This is a genomic window from Streptomyces sp. NBC_01808 (genome assembly GCF_035917395.1).
In the GTDB taxonomy this organism is placed as follows: domain Bacteria; phylum Actinomycetota; class Actinomycetes; order Streptomycetales; family Streptomycetaceae; genus Streptomyces.
Genome location: NZ_CP109072.1, coordinates 3,341,849 through 3,356,009 on the forward strand (window position 1 = coordinate 3,341,849; position 14,161 = coordinate 3,356,009).

A 14,161-nucleotide genomic window follows, 5' to 3' on the forward strand; every position below is an offset into this window, starting at 1 on the left:
GCCAGCGCCCATCCCGCCACCACCCGCAGCCCCTGGCGCCACCGCGCCGGCCACCCCGCCACCGGCAGCAGTAGCGGGAACGCCGGGAGCAGTAGGCGGGGGGCGGGACCCGAAGAATTCCTACGGCCTTCACCTTTGCGGCTCTCAGCCCTGCGGTGCCTGCGTCGAGCCCGATTCCTGGAGGTCATGTGCCTCCGACAGACACGCCCGCGCCCGGTCCGCCTGCCCGAGTTCGTCGAGGGCCCGGCCCAGCACGGTCAGTACGCTCCCCCGGTGCCAGTCGCCGCCGATGCCGCGGAGCTGGGAGAGGGCCTTCTCGGCGTACGAAGCGGCGTCGGCCGGCTGCCCCATGGAGAGGTGGACCTGCGCGATACGGAAGTGGGCCAGCCCCTCCCAGAGGCCCATGCGGTCCTCGCGGAAAGCCGTGACGGCGAGGTCCAGTTGGGCGAGGGCGTCCGCGTGCCGGTCGGCCTGGTTCAGCGCGATGGCCAAGTGGTACCTGCTGCACGCCATGCGGAGCGGTGCGCCGGCCCGCCTGTCGATCGCCACGGTCTGTTCGGCCAGCTCGATCGCCGTGGCCGTCGCACCGGCATCGAGGTGGACGCGCGCGAGGTTGCCCAACGCACAGGACTCCCCGTCCAGGTTCCCGTCCTCGCGGTACGCGGCCAGGGCCTGGTCCAGATAGTGCCTGGCGTCTTCCAGGTCGCCCAGAAGGGAGGCCATCATCCCGAGGTCGTTCGCCGCTTCGCCGCGTACCCAGATGTCGTCGACGGCCAGCCGGTAGGCATGACTGGCGTGCTCGTACGACAGCTCGAACCGTCCCGTGAACCCCCTGGCGGCCGTCACTACGACATGCGCCCGCCCCTGGCTACGCACGTCGCCCGCCTTTTCCGCCGCCTCCAGCAGGGCCGTGGCCAGCCGCAGGAACCGCGGGGAGTACAGGCCGGACTCCGCGAGGTCCTTGGCCGTGAGCAGGAGGTCCACGGTGCGCGGGAGCAAGTCGCCGTGGGCGAACTGGCGGGCGGCGGCGAGCAGGCACTCCACCTCGGTGAAGAGCCAGTCCCGTGCCGTGTGCTGGTTATCGAAGTCGAGCCCGGCGTGGGCCACCGGGGTCAGGTGCCTGATCAGGGTGTCGCCCGGGCGACCCAGTTCGTAGACCCTTGCCGCCGTGGCCAGGTAGAAGTCCAGCAGGCGCGACACGGCTGCCTCGCGGTCAGCCTGCGGTTCCTCGCGGTGCGCGCAGGTGCGGGCGAAGAGGCGGAGGAGGTCGTGGTAGCGGTAGCGGCCCGGGGCCGCCGACTCCAGGAGGCTGGTGTCGACCAGGGCTTCCAGGAGGTCTTCCGCGTCGTCCTCCGTACGGTCCAGGATCGCCGCCGCCGCGCTCAGCGAGATGTCCGGGCCGTCCACCAGGCCCAGGAGGCGGAACGCGCGGGCCTGTTCCGGTTCCAACTGGCCGTAGCCCAGTTCGAAGGTGGCCTTCACCGCCAGGTCTCCGACCTGGAGTTCGTCCAGGCGGCGGTGTTCGTCCGACAGCTTGCGGGCCAGCACCGCCACCGTCCACGTGCGGCGGGCGGCCAGCCGGGAGGCGGCGATGCGGATCGCCAGGGGCAGGAAGCCGCAGGCCGCCACCACGTCCATCGCCGCGGGGCGGTGGGGGTCCACGCGGTCGGCGCCGACGATGCGGGTGAAGAGCAGCAGGGCCTCGTCCGGGTCCATCACGTCCAGGTCGACGTGGTGCGCGCCGACGAGGTGGGCCATGCGGGCGCGGGAGGTGATCAGGGCCGCGCAGCCCTCCGTGCCCGGGAGGAGGGGGCGTACCTGGGCGGCGTCGCGGGCGTTGTCGAGCAGGGCCAGGACGCGGCGGCCCGCCAGCACCGAGCGGTAGAGCGCGGCGCGTTCCGTGAGCGTCTCGGGGATGTCGGCGTCGGGGACGTTCAGGGCGCGCAGGAACGAGCCGAGGACGCCCGCCGGGTCGACCGGGGACGGGCCCCAGCCCTGGAGGTCGACGTACAACTGGCCGTCGGGGAACGACTCCCGCGCCGCGTGCGCGACATGCACGGCCAGCGTCGTCTTCCCCACCCCGCCGATGCCCGAGACCGACGACACCGCCATCACCATGTGCGGCGCCTGCACCAACTGCTTGCCCAGCTCCTCCACCACGTGGCCCCGGCCCGTGAAGTCCGGCAGGGTCGCGGGGGGTTGCGCCGGGGCGACCGAGGCGGTGACCGGTGCGGGGGCCGGCTGGTCCATGCCGCGGAGGATCCGCTGCTGGAGCGCGGCCAGCTCCCGGCCCGGCTCGACGCCCAGTTCGTCGGTGAGCTGGCGCCGCGTGTCCGTGTAGACCGCCAGCGCCTCCGCCTGCCGCCCGCTCCGGTACAGCGCCAGCATCAGCAGCTCCCGGAACCGCTCGCGCAGCGGGTACGCCGCCGTCAACGCCGTCAGCTCCGAGATCGCCTCCGCCCGCCGCCCCGTCTCGACGTCCAGCTCCAACTGCCCTTCCAGCAGCGACAGCCGCCACTCCGCCAGCCGCGTCCGCTGCCGCTCCGCGTACGGTCCCGGCAGCCCGGCGAGCGGGTCGCCGTCCCACAGGTCCAGCGCGCCGCGGCGCAGCTCCCCGGCCCGTTCCACGTCGCCCGCGGCCCGGGCGGCGTCCGCCTCGGCCGCCAGCCGGGCGGCCGTCTCGACGTCCAGTTCCGCACCCGCGCGCAGGTGTACGGCGTAGCCGCCGGCCTCGCCGCGCAGCAGGTCCGCGTCGGGGCCGAGGGCGCGGCGGAGCCGGGAGACGTAGGTGCGTATCGTGCCGGTCGCGTCCCGCGGCGGGTCCTCGCCCCACACCGCGTCGACCAGCTCGTCCACGGCCACGTGCCGGCCGCCCCGCAGCAACAGCACGGCGAGCACGGCCCGCTGCTGCGGCGAGCCCATGCTCAGGGGCCGTCCGGCCCGGCTGACCCGCACGGGTCCCAGCAGGGCGAAGCGCACCGGCGCGCCCTCCGCCGGGTCCTCTCCGGATAACTCCGCGCGCTCACCCTCGGACATCGCCACCCCCTGTCCAGTCCCGCGCACACAGTCTGCCGCACCCCGGACACCCCCCGCCACCGGCCCGTTTCCGACAGCCGGCCGGGCCGATTGACAGCCGATTGACGGCCTCCGACGCACCGTCCACAGCATGTCCATGGCCATCCGTTTCGCTGGACGGCATGAGCGACTCGACTCCCCGGAAAGAATCGCACGCACACGGTCTCCGTCTCGTCGTCGGCGCGTTCCCGGACGAGCTGTTCGACCCGCGGCCCGTACGGCGGCTCCCCGCACCGCCGCCGCCTCATCTGGTGCCGGTGCTGGCCGAGTTGTCGCGCGGCACGCCCGACACGGTCGCCTGCCGCAATCTGCACCTGTCCCCGCGCACGTACAGCAGGCGGGTGGCGGAACTGCTGGAGTGCCTGGGCGCGGAGAGCAGGTTCCAGGGCGGGGCGCAGGCGGTACGGCGCGGGTGGCTCGTCGGGGCGTGCCTCGCCGATACGGCGGAGGGAGGGTGACGGGGGCGGCCGGCGGGCAAGGGGCCCGCGACGGATTCGCGGTTCGCCGTCCCACGTGCCGTCTCAGCTATGGGCCCGGCCCCCGCAGCGCGCGCAGCGGCACGGCGGCCAGCGCCCCGGCAGCGGCACCGGGTCCCCGTCCGAGGGCCGGTAGCGCGTACGGTTCGCGGGGCCGCGGCGGCCGGACCGCGAGACGTGGTAGACGGTGAGCGTCAGGCCCGGGTGGTCCGGCGGCGGGCGCAGCGGCTTCGATGCCATCGGGACGCCCTCACCTCGGTTCCGCGGCCGCCGGGATGTCGACGAGGTCCAGATAGGCGAACGCGAAGACCGCCGCCTCCGCGCGGGAGCGGACCCCGATCTTGCGTACGGCGTTGCTGAGATGCGCCCGTACCGTCCGTTCCGAGATCCCCAGCCGGCGCGCGATCAGCCGGTTCCCCGCGCCCGTACCGACGAGGAAGAGCGTCTGCCGCTCACGCTCGGTCAGAAGCGGGATGCCGTCCGGGTCCCCCGGAGCCCGTAAACGCCCTTCCGTGGCCGCCTCGCACAGGCTCGTCCTCCTCTGGCCCACGACAGTCAGTCCTCCCAGCCCCCCGTTTCGCAGTGGCATGGCAGCCGCGAAGGTATTCCGGCGGCCGGACGCGGGTCAAGGAATCCGGACGTCCCCGCGCAATGCTGGCGATTACTCGCCAATGTCCCCGCAACTCCCTTGCGGCGGCGCCCCGTACGCCCCGTACGCCATGTCCGCCCAGCCCGCCTGCGCGCCCGCCCCGGAGGGGCTGAACGAAAGCTTGACGTGGGCATTAACCAAACGTTGATCGGCCCCTGCCATTCTCTTTTCAGGCCCGCAACAGGGGGAAAAGCCGGGCCGAGCGGTCGGCCGCTTTCTACACCGATGAGGTGAGCGGCCCACACGGTGCCCGTCCGATGACCATCAGGGGAAGTCGTCGGACGGGCACCGTCCTCGTTTCCGGACGCGGTCACGTACGGTCGGGCTCCTCGGGCGGGAAGGGGCGCGCGCATGGAGCGGGACGTACGGTCCGTGGAGGACGTACTGCGGCTGCTGGACGGGATGTTCGAGGCCGGCGCCGACCGGTGGAGCGACCGGGGCGGCGGCTGGTGGGACGGCTTCTACGCGGACCGGGAGCGGGAGGTCCCGTTCTTCGTCGCCAAGCCCGACGAGAACCTCGCCACGTACCTCGACCGCGGCCTCGTCGCCCCCGGCCGGGCCCTCGACCTCGGCAGCGGCCCCGGGCGCAACGCGGTCTTCCTCGCCGGGCGCGGCTTCGACGTCGAGGCCGTCGACCTCTCCGCCACCGCCGTCGCGTGGGGCGAGGAGCGGGCGCGGGAGGCGGGGGTGGCGGTGGCGTTCCACCGGGGTGACGCCTTCGACTTGGTACGCGCCGAGCCCCATGCCGTACGCGCCGATGCGGGACTCGTACGCGACGAGTCCGATCCCCTGCGTGCCGGGCCCCGCCCGCCGCGCGGCGGCCCGTACGACCTCGTCTACGACTCCGGCTGCTTCCACCACCTGCCCCCGCACCGCCGCGTCAGCTACCTTGCCCTCCTGCGCGCGCACGTCGCACCCGGCGGGCACTTCGGCCTCGCCTGCTTCGCGGCCGGCGCCGGCGGGATGGGGTCGGAGCTGCCCGACGCCGAGTTGTACGGGGACGGGCGGCTGCACGGCGGGCTGGCGTACACGGCGGAGTCGCTGCGATGGATCTTCGGGGCGCTGGGGTGGGAGGAGGTCGAGCTGCGGCGGATGCGGGACGAGGGGGCGGAGTCGGCGTACTTCGGCGAGGCGTTCCTGTGGACGGCCCTGTTCCGGCGACCGGCGTGAGGTGACCGGCGTGAGGCGGGCGGGGGGTGCCTGGCTGGCGCCGGTTCCGGCCGGCTTCGGTGGGCGCGACCGGGTCCGCCGCCCCGCCTCAGTCCTCCCTCGCCACCTCTCGCGCCAGCTCCCCCGCCTCCGCCCCGATCTCCCGCAGGCTCCCGCTCGCCGGCCCCGTGAACCCCACGAAGTGCAGCCCCCGCGCCCCCTCCGGCGACCGCCACCCCCGCGCTCGCGGCAGGCCGCGGGCGTCCAGCACGTCGAGGTGGCCTACCAGTTCCTCCAGCCCCCGTCGCCAGCCCGTCGCCGCGATCACCACGTCCGGTTCCGCGCGGTCGCCGTCCGCGAGGATGACGCCGTCGCCGTCCAGGGCCGCCACCGCCGGGACCGGGAGCACGCGGCGGTCGCGTACCGCCGCGACCAGGCCCGTGTCGACGACCGGGACCGCCCCCTCCCGCAGCCGGGTGTAGAGGCCGCTCGCCGGGCGCGGCAGGCCGTACGCGCCGAGGTCCGGAACCCCGATCCGGCTGACCCTGCCCGCCAGCCGGTCCACCGTCCCGGCCGGCAGGACGCCGCTCAGCCGCCGGCCCGCCACCGCGCACCAGCCCGCGGCCGGTCTGCGGACGACGTGCGGCAGCGTCCGTACCGCCAGCCGCACCCGCTTCGCACCGCCGGCCGCCAGCTCCACGGCTATCTCCGCGCCCGTGTTGCCGCCGCCGACGACGAGGACGTCCTTGCCCTCGTACGGGGCGGGGTCGCGGTAGTGCGCGGCGTGCAGGAGTTCGCCGCGGTACGTGTCGCGCCCCGGCCAGTCCGGTACGTACGGGGTGTGGCAGTACCCGGTGGCGACGACGACCCGGCGGCCGTCGAGGACGCGGCCCCCGGTCGCGGCCACCGTCCACCCGGACCCGGAACCGGACGCAGACCCGGAACCGGCTCCAGAACCGGCTCCCGTGCCCGCGCGGTCGACCCGCGCCACCTCCACGTTGTGCACGATCTCCAGCTCGTGGCCCTCCGCGTACTCCTCCAGGTAGTGCGCGAGCTGGTCCCGCCCCACCCACCGCCCGTACCGGCGCGGGAGCGGCATGCCCGGCAGCTCCGACATCCTCCGGGGCGTGTGCAGCCGCAGCCCGTCGTAGTGCCGGCGCCACGAGTCGCCGACCCGGGCACCCCGCTCCAGGACCACGGCCCGGACCCCGGCCGCCCGCAGCGCCGCCGCCGTCGCGAGCCCGGCGGGGCCGCCGCCGACGACGAGCACAGGACGCTCGTCCCGGCCACCCGGCTGCCGCCCGTCCGACGGCCGGCCACCCGGCGGCCGCCCGCGATCTGATGGGACACGGTCATGAGACATGCGGGTGAGCGTAGCGCCGCAGGGGCCGCCGTCCGGCGGCTTGCCCGGCTCCGTGCACTAACGATTCAGCAGCCGCTACGCTGCGCGCTCACACTTACTTCGGCAGCTTCCGGCCCGTCACCCCGAGGTGCACCAGCAGCGCCAGCGACGGCTTCAGGTCCGCCTGCTTCACACCCCACGTCTGGAACGCCTTCTGGTGCGCCGCCACCCCGGCGAGCATCACCACCAGCGACCCGGCCACCGCCGCCGGGTGCACGGCCTCGTCGACCTTGCCCTTCGCCTGCAGCTCCCTGATCGACTCGGTGAGGGACTTGGTGACGGAGTTGAGGATCTTCATCCGGATCTTGTAGAACCGCTTGTCGCCCTCGGCGGCCCCGAGGTCGACGACCCGCAGGATCGCCTCGTTCCGCCGCCAGAACCCGAGGAACCCGTCGACCAGCTCCTCCGCGGCCTGGGCCCCGGACTTGCCCGTCCACGAACGGCCCGCCACGAGCCCGGTCAGGCCGGCGCCCTCCTTGGCCGTCTGCTCCGCCAGCTCCAGGACCGCGCCCTCGACATCGGGGAAGTACTGGTAGAAAGTCGCTGGTGAGGTGCCCGCCCTGCGGGCGACGTCGATCACCTTCACGTCCCGGTACGGCGAGGAGTCGAGCATCTCGCCGAGGCATGCGAGCAACTTGGTGCGGGTCGCCTGGCCGCGCCGGCCGGCGACACGGCCGTCGACCGTCCGAACTTGACCTGTCATGTCGTCAGCTTACCGACGCGTGATCGAACCGCGATCTGACGAGGGCAAACGGGGAGGTCACACGGTCGGAAGTGCGCGAATTGTCACCCTCGAACAGAATTGACGCGACGTTCGGGGTATTTTCGCAAGAGCCCATGTCCGCACCGGATACGTTGGCGATGCGACCCATCGCGCGATCCCCGTCCCTCTTGTCCCCCATCATTCCCCTCACGGTCCCATGGAAGGACGACGACGGTCATGGCCGCATTCGCCGAGGGCTCACCCTGCTGGGCCGACGCCACACTCCCCGACCTCCGCGCCGGTGAGCGCTTCTACGGTGAGCTGTTCGGCTGGACGTTCACGGAGGGCGGCGAGGGTACGGGCGCCGGCCCCGGCTTCCCCCGGCACTCCCGGGCGTACCTCGACGGCAGGCCGATCGCCGCGCTCGTCGCCAAGCGCGACGGCCGGATGCCCACCGCCTGGGGCATCCACCTGGCCACCCCCGACCTCGCCGGCACCGTGGAGAAGGTCCGCGGGGCCGGCGGCACCGTGCTCACCGAGCCGGTGGCGGCCTCGGACGCCGGCCGCTCGGCGACGGTCGCGGACCCGGACGGCGCCGTCTTCTCCGTCTGGCAGGCGGGCGAGCGGCCGGGCTTCGGCGTGACCGACGTGCCGGGCTCCTTCTGCTGGACCGAGGTCTACGTACGGAACGGGGACGCGGCCGACGCCTTCTACCCGGCGGTTTTCGGCTACGAGTTGCAGGCACCCCCGTTCGACGCGGGCGACTTCAAGGCGTGGACGCTGCCGGAGTCCGGCCGCCAGGTGGCGGGGCGGGCGATCGTCGGCGACGTGCTGCCGCCGGAGATGCCGCCGCACTTCCTCGTCTACTTCCGGGTCGGCGACGTCGGCGACGCGCTGCGGACGGTACGGCGCGCGGGCGGGCGGGTGCTCGTGGACCGGCAGGAGATCCCGGGGGCGACGTTCGCGGTGGTGGTGGACAACCAGGGGGCGGCGTTCGCGGTGATGGACGGGGCGCCGGCCGGGGCCGGCGGCGCTCCCGGCGAGCGCACAGCGGAGCCGCCCTCCGCCCCCGCCACCAGCGCCGACGGGACCTGACCCGGTGCTGTCCCGCGCCCCGCGCCCCGCGCGGCCCGCGGGGTTCCACCGGACCCGGCGGTTCCAGGGGCGGCGGTGTCCGGAGCCGCCCCCCGGGTTAGCCCCGGCGCGTTCCGGAGTGGAGAATCGGCAGGCGTACTTTCGGGACTGACGGCCGTACGCCTGCGGTGAGAGGCTGCAGGGGGGCCCGGTTCCGGGAGCCCCCCACGGGGAGGTGGATGGTTACGTGGTCGAGCAGCTTGCGCAGCACGACCCGAGGCGGATCGGTCCTTTCGAGGTGCTCGGCAGGCTGGGCGCCGGCGGGATGGGTCTCGTCTATCTCGCGCGGTCGGCGTCCGGCCGCCGCGTAGCGATCAAGACTGTCCGCACCGAGCTCGCCGAGGACCAGCTCTTCCGCGTGCGCTTCACCCGCGAGGTCGAGGCCGCCCGGGCCGTCAGCGGCTTCTACACCGCCCCCGTCGTCGACGCCGACCCGCGGGCCGCCGTGCCGTGGCTCGCCACCGCGTACATGCCCGCGCCCTCGCTGGAGGAGATGGTCAACGACTGCGGGCCGCTGCCGCCGCAGGCCGTGCGGTGGATCGCCGCGGGCGTCGCGGAGGCGCTGCAGTCCATCCACGGCGCCGGGCTCGTCCACCGCGACCTCAAGCCGTCCAACGTGCTGGTCCTGGAGGACGGGCCGCGCGTGATCGACTTCGGTATCGCGTCCGGGGTCTCCAACACCCGGCTGACCATGACCAACGTCGCCGTCGGCACGCCCGCGTACATGTCGCCGGAACAGGCGCGCGACTCGCGCAGCGTGACGGGCGCAAGCGACGTCTTCTCGCTCGGCTCCACCCTCGTCTTCGCCGCTACGGGCCACGCGCCGTTCCACGGTGCGAACCCCGTCGAGACCGTGTTCATGCTGCTGCGCGAGGGGCCCGACCTGGAGGGGCTGCCGGACGAGCTGCGGCCGCTCATCGAGGCGTGCATGCAGATGACCGCCGACCACCGGCCCTCGCCCGAGACGCTGCAGTCCGACCTGGCGCCGCACCTGTTCGGCGCCGGGGGCGACGACAGCGGTACGGCGTCGGCGTGGCTGCCGCGTACGGCGATCCGGATGATCGAGACGCGCCGGGGGGCCGCGGCCACGCTGGGCGGGGCCGGGGCGCACGGGGGCTCTTCCGGGCGGCACGGGGGGTCGCGGGGGTCCTCCGCCTCGCGCCGGTCGATGCCGCCGCGGCCCGCGCACCCGCCGTCGGCGGGTCCGGGAGCGGCGGGCGTACCGCAGGCGCCGCCGCCGTCGGCGCCCCACTCCGCACCCCAGTCGGCACCGCACTCCGCGCCGCACTCCGCCCCCGGGCGGCACGCCGGGCCACCCGGGTCAGGACCCGCCCACGGTCCCGGCCCCGGCGCGGGGCCCGCCCATGCTGCGCCCGGCGGTGCGCAGGGCGCACCCCCCGCGGCGCCGCAGGAGCGCGTGCCCCCGCAGCCGGCCGCCGCCTCCGCCGCCGCCTCTCCGGCCGCCGCGCCGCCGCAGGCCCCGGCGCCGACGTCCAGTTGGTCGGCGCCGCCGTGCCCATCGGCCCGGGGCCCCGCGTCGTGGACGCCCGCGCCGCCCGCGCCCGCGCCGCCGCGGACGGCGGGCTCGACCTGGGCTGGGCCAGGCCCCGCGGCTCGGCCGCCGCGCCCGGCACCCAGCAGGCGCCCGCCGCGCACTCCGGCGGCCACCCGCCCGCCGCTTCCCCGCCCACCACGGCACCCACGCCCCCGGCCGAGGCGGCGCCGCAGGAGCCGGCGCGGTGGCGGCCGTGGCGGTTCCGGATGTCCAACGACGTGTGGGGCAAGCCCGTCGTCTCCGGAAACCTGCTCTACGTCACCTCCTTCGAGGTCCACGCCCTCGATGTGACCAGCGGCAGACGGCAGTTCAAGACCCGCGAGGTCGCCTGGTCCATGGCGCTGTCCGAGGGCCTGATCCACGCCTCGGACGGCCCCAGCCTGTACGCCCTCGACGCCGCCGACGGCCGCGAGCACTGGCGCCAGGGCACCGGCGGCTGGGTGTACTCGCTCCAGGTCGCCGCCGGCACCGTCGTCACCGGCACCCGCGGCGGCGGCCTCCAGGCCCGGCACGCCGCCACCGGCGAGCCGCTGTGGGAACTGAGCGGCGCCCAGACGGAGTTCGAGACCCAGGAGGCCGGGCCGCTGGCCCACGACGGCACGGTCTACGTCTGGGGCGACGGCCGCCTGCGCGCCCTGGACACCCGCTCCGGCGCCGAACGCTGGTCGTACCCCATCGGCGACGCCGCCGCCTGCGGCGGCGTCCCGGTGCGGCTGCACCCCGCGGACGACGTGGCCGCGGGCCCCACCGTCTTCGCCGCGGCCGGCAAGCGGGTCCTCGCCCTGGACGCCGCGTACGGCACGCTGCGCTGGACGTTCGAGGCCCCCGCGGTGATCCTCAGCCCGCCCGCGTACGCCCCGGGCGCGGCCCTCACCGGCGGCGGCGTCTTCGTCGCCGACCACCTCGGCACGGTCTACGCCCTCGACGCCGCCGACGGCCGCGAACGCTGGCGCATCGCCACCGAGGCCCGCCAGTCCATCGAGCCCGTCCTCGTCGCCGACAACCACGTCCACGTCGGCAGCGGCGCCGCCCTCTACACCCTCGACGCCGTCGCCGGCACCCCGATGTGGCGCTTCGCCACCCGCGGCGACCTGATCGGCGCCCCCGTCGCCGCAGACGGCCGCGTCCACTTCGGCTCCGCGGACCACTGCATCTACGCCGTCGACGCCGTAGGCGGCCAACTCCGCTGGAAACTCGCCACGGACGGCGAGATCACCGGCTCCCCGGTCGTCGCCAACGGCGTCGTCTACGCCTGTAGCAAGGACCGCTGCGTCTACGCCCTGGACGCCGAAAAGGGCACTGCCCGCCGCTGACGCGCGAGCGGCTTCAGGAGGGGCCCGGCCTCAGCGCAGGAGGAGGTCGACCAGGCCCTTGGGGTCCTTCGCCTCGTTCTGCTCCGTCAGGCCGCGGCGCATCAGTTCGAAGTACGGGGCCAGCAGTTCGGGGCTCACGCCCTGCTGGCGGGCCGTGTCGAGGAACGTGGGCGTGCCGGCCACCTGCATGGCGAGGCTGGAGACCTCCTCCTCGGGAGCCGCGTCGGCGGTGAGTCCGGCGGCGATGGCGTGTGCCGCCGGAGCCATCGCCGTGAGCCAGCCGGTCAGCAGTCCGGCGAACGCCGCCGGGTCCAGGTTCTCCCTGCGGATCAGCGCGAAGGCGTGCGTCGTACCGGCGAACATGCCGTACATCGCGCTCAGTAGTGCCACGTCCTGCAGCGCCGCGAAGCCCGGGTCCTCGCCGACGTAGGTGGCGCCCGTCGGGACCGCCAGGGTGTCGCGGTGGTGGTCGAAGACGTCGCGCGAGCCGCTGTAGAGCACGTAGCCGCCGGTCTCCGGGACACCGATCATCGGCGGTACGGCCATGATCCCGCCGTCCAGGTAGCGCGCGCCCCGGTCGCTCGCCCACGCCGCGCGTGTACGGGCCTGGGCGGGGGTCGAGGTGGTCAGGTTGATCAGGTCCTTGCCGGTGAGGTCCGTGCCGGCCAGGACCTCACCGACCGACACGTCGTCCAGCAGGCAGACGACGACGAGGGTGCTCGCCGCGACCGCCGCCGAAGGGCTGTCCGCGGTACGGGCGCCCTCGGCGGCCAGCGCCTCGGCGCGGGCGCGGGTGCGGTTCCAGACGGTCGTCGGGTGGCCGGCGGCGAGCCAGGTGCGGGCCAGCGCGGTGCCCATCGCGCCGAGGCCGAGGAGGGTCGCGGGGGTCTTGTCAACGGTGTGCGGTGTCATGAAGACAAGGCTGGTCACAGGCCCGTAGACGATCAAGTACGCACTTCGGAGTGGGTGGTTACCCTGGGGTGAGCGAGCACCTCGGCGGGGGTCCGGGGGTGCGGAAGTGGGAGGGGAGAGCATGACCACGCTGAACCGGCCCGGGGCTCCCGACGGTCACGTCTGCGGCATCGACGCCGCGATGGAGATCATCGGCGGCAAGTGGAAGGTGCTGATCCTCTGGGCGCTCGACGACCGCCCCGCCCGCCGCTTCGGCGAACTCCGCCGCCTGCTGCCGGGCATCACGGAGAAGGTCCTCGCCTCCCACCTGCGCGAGATGGAGGCGGACGGGATCGTCAGGCGGGTGTCGTACGAGGAGGTGCCGCCCCGCGTCGAGTACTCCCTGACGGCCTCCGGCGCCCGGCTGAACGCCGCGCTGGTGCCGCTGGCGGACTGGGGCCGGGAGCGGGTCGCGGCGGCGGGGACCGCCGCCGGGGCGCCGGCTGTCCGCGTACCTGCGCCGGGGACCGCCGCCGGGCCGCCGGCTGTCCGCGTACCTGCGCCGGGGACCGCCGCCGGGCCGCCGGCCGCCCGCGTACCCGCGCCGGATCCCGCCCCCGCACCCGCCCCCGTCCGCGGCGACGCCGAGCAGGCCCTGTAGATGCGTCGTCGCCCCCTCGCCCCGCCCTCCCCCGCCCGCCTCACCGTCCGGCCCTACGCGCCCGCAGACGAGCCCGCCGTCCTCCGGCTCGTCAACGCCGACCGGCTCCCCGGGCAGCCGCCCGCCACCCCCGCCATGCTCGCCGACGCCCTCGCCGGGCGGTCGCGCGCCGACGCCGACTGGTGGGCCGAGCTGGACCCGCCCGTCACCGCCGTCGCCGAGGCCCCCGGCGGCGACGTACAGGGCGTCGCGTCCTACGCGCTGCGCCCCCAGGACGACACCGGCCTGATCCTCTGGGCCCACTGCCGCGAACAGGCCCCCGTCGCCCGCGCGCTGGCCGACCACGCCGTCGCCGCCCTCGCGCCCCGCGCCGTCGACGCCTTCCACATCACCTCCGCCCTCAGCCTGGGCCTGGAGTGCCTGCCCGTACGCCACCGGCCCGCCACCCGCGCCGCCCTCGTCCGCGCCGGCTTCGCCGACCACCGCCGCTGGCGCTACCTCCGCCGTGAGCTTCCCGCCCCCGAACTCCCCCGCGTCCCGGGCCTCCTCGTCGGCCCCGGCCCCGACGACGACCCGCGGAAGCGGCAGTTGACCGTACGGGACGAGCGCGGCGAGGCCGTCGTCGGCGAAGCCCTCATCGGCGCCCACGGCGGCTACGGCGCCCTGTGGTGGATCGGCGTCGAGGAGCACGCCCGGGGCCGCGGCCTCGCCCGCCGCCTCCTCGGCTCCGCGCTCGCCACGCTGGCGGACGATCTGCGTGCGACGCAGGTCATCCTGCTGCTGGACGACGACGACACCGACGCCACAGCCCAGGACGTCCGGGACCGTACGGCCGCGGCCGCGCTCTACGACCGCGCGGGCTTCACCGAGATCGACGTCCTCCACGCCTTCACCCGCCCCCGCGCCGAAGGACCGTGAGGGCCGCGGACGAGACGCACGCCGGCATCCGGGCCGCAGCCCCCGGGGCGTCCCGGGGCCGACCGGGCCCCGCCCCCCGTACGGGGCCCCTGACGGCGCTCACCTCTTCGTCGGGGACGGAGCCGCCGCGGGCTTCCCCCGCGACGGCCCCGGCCCGTGCCGGTCCCGGGGCCAGGACCGGCTCGCCGTGCGCCCGGCGTAGCGCGGCCGCCCCCCGTGACCGGCCCCGCCGCCG

13 protein-coding genes are annotated in these 14,161 nt (G+C 75.3%); 7 read left to right on the forward strand and 6 right to left on the reverse strand.

The window, feature by feature from the left end:
• Positions 1-144 precede the first annotated feature (144 nt).
• Positions 145-3,036, reverse strand: coding sequence for an AfsR/SARP family transcriptional regulator (locus OG946_RS14240; protein WP_326796488.1), 2,892 nt, complete (start codon positions 3,034-3,036; stop codon positions 145-147).
• Positions 3,037-3,197: 161 nt separating this feature from the next.
• Here OG946_RS14240 and OG946_RS14245 point away from each other — a divergent pair, with 161 nt between their 5' ends.
• Entirely contained in the window at positions 3,198-3,533 is a 336-nt protein-coding gene (locus OG946_RS14245; protein ID WP_326796489.1) for a hypothetical protein, read from the forward strand.
• Positions 3,534-3,596: 63 nt separating this feature from the next.
• On the opposite strand, the gene OG946_RS14250 is transcribed toward OG946_RS14245, so the two are convergent.
• Together OG946_RS14250 and OG946_RS14255 are read right to left on the reverse strand one after the other, a co-directional pair.
• A complete protein-coding gene (locus OG946_RS14250) occupies positions 3,597-3,791 on the reverse strand; it encodes a hypothetical protein (RefSeq protein ID WP_326796490.1) in 195 nt (64 codons plus the stop codon).
• A gap of 10 nt (positions 3,792-3,801) precedes the next feature.
• Positions 3,802-4,101 carry a helix-turn-helix domain-containing protein gene (locus tag OG946_RS14255; protein ID WP_326796491.1) on the reverse strand — a complete coding sequence of 100 codons (300 nt, stop codon included), beginning with the start codon at positions 4,099-4,101 and terminating at the stop codon, positions 3,802-3,804.
• 450 nt (positions 4,102-4,551) lie between these two features.
• On the opposite strand from OG946_RS14255, the gene OG946_RS14260 reads away from it, so the two are divergent.
• The gene (locus OG946_RS14260; protein ID WP_326796492.1) at positions 4,552-5,370 is read left to right on the forward strand and encodes a class I SAM-dependent methyltransferase; all 819 of its coding nucleotides are present in this window, start codon (positions 4,552-4,554) and stop codon (positions 5,368-5,370) included.
• Between the two features lie 88 nt (positions 5,371-5,458).
• Here OG946_RS14260 and OG946_RS14265 read toward each other — a convergent pair whose 3' ends face one another.
• Together OG946_RS14265 and OG946_RS14270 are read right to left on the reverse strand one after the other, a co-directional pair.
• Positions 5,459-6,712 carry a flavin-containing monooxygenase gene (locus OG946_RS14265; protein WP_442814355.1) on the reverse strand — a complete coding sequence of 418 codons (1,254 nt, stop codon included), beginning with the start codon at positions 6,710-6,712 and terminating at the stop codon, positions 5,459-5,461.
• Positions 6,713-6,806: 94 nt separating this feature from the next.
• Positions 6,807-7,454 carry a TetR family transcriptional regulator gene (locus OG946_RS14270; RefSeq protein WP_326796493.1) on the reverse strand — a complete coding sequence of 216 codons (648 nt, stop codon included), beginning with the start codon at positions 7,452-7,454 and terminating at the stop codon, positions 6,807-6,809.
• A gap of 237 nt (positions 7,455-7,691) precedes the next feature.
• On the opposite strand from OG946_RS14270, the gene OG946_RS14275 reads away from it, so the two are divergent.
• The 3 genes from OG946_RS14275 to OG946_RS36100 all read left to right on the forward strand — a co-directional run bounded on the left by OG946_RS14275 (position 7,692) and on the right by OG946_RS36100 (position 11,456).
• Positions 7,692-8,549: a VOC family protein gene (locus OG946_RS14275; protein WP_326796494.1), complete on the forward strand. Its 858-nt coding sequence runs from the start codon at positions 7,692-7,694 to the stop codon at positions 8,547-8,549.
• 226 nt (positions 8,550-8,775) lie between these two features.
• Positions 8,776-10,434, forward strand: coding sequence for a protein kinase domain-containing protein (locus OG946_RS36095; RefSeq protein ID WP_442814356.1), 1,659 nt, complete (start codon positions 8,776-8,778; stop codon positions 10,432-10,434).
• Positions 10,350-11,456 (forward strand): outer membrane protein assembly factor BamB family protein, encoded by a 1,107-nt coding sequence (locus OG946_RS36100; RefSeq protein WP_442814357.1) that lies wholly within the window; start codon positions 10,350-10,352, stop codon positions 11,454-11,456. The genes OG946_RS36095 and OG946_RS36100 overlap by 85 nt, the downstream gene beginning before the upstream one ends.
• A 30-nt stretch (positions 11,457-11,486) precedes the next feature.
• On the opposite strand, the gene OG946_RS14285 is transcribed toward OG946_RS36100, so the two are convergent.
• Positions 11,487-12,368, reverse strand: coding sequence for an NAD(P)-dependent oxidoreductase (locus tag OG946_RS14285; protein WP_326796495.1), 882 nt, complete (start codon positions 12,366-12,368; stop codon positions 11,487-11,489).
• Between the two features lie 121 nt (positions 12,369-12,489).
• Here OG946_RS14285 and OG946_RS14290 point away from each other — a divergent pair, with 121 nt between their 5' ends.
• Positions 12,490-13,008, forward strand: a complete 519-nt coding sequence (locus tag OG946_RS14290; protein ID WP_326796496.1) for a winged helix-turn-helix transcriptional regulator — start codon at positions 12,490-12,492, stop codon at positions 13,006-13,008.
• Positions 13,009-13,926, forward strand: a complete 918-nt coding sequence (locus tag OG946_RS14295) for a GNAT family N-acetyltransferase (RefSeq protein ID WP_326796497.1) — start codon at positions 13,009-13,011, stop codon at positions 13,924-13,926.
• Positions 13,927-14,161: the final 235 nt, after the last annotated feature.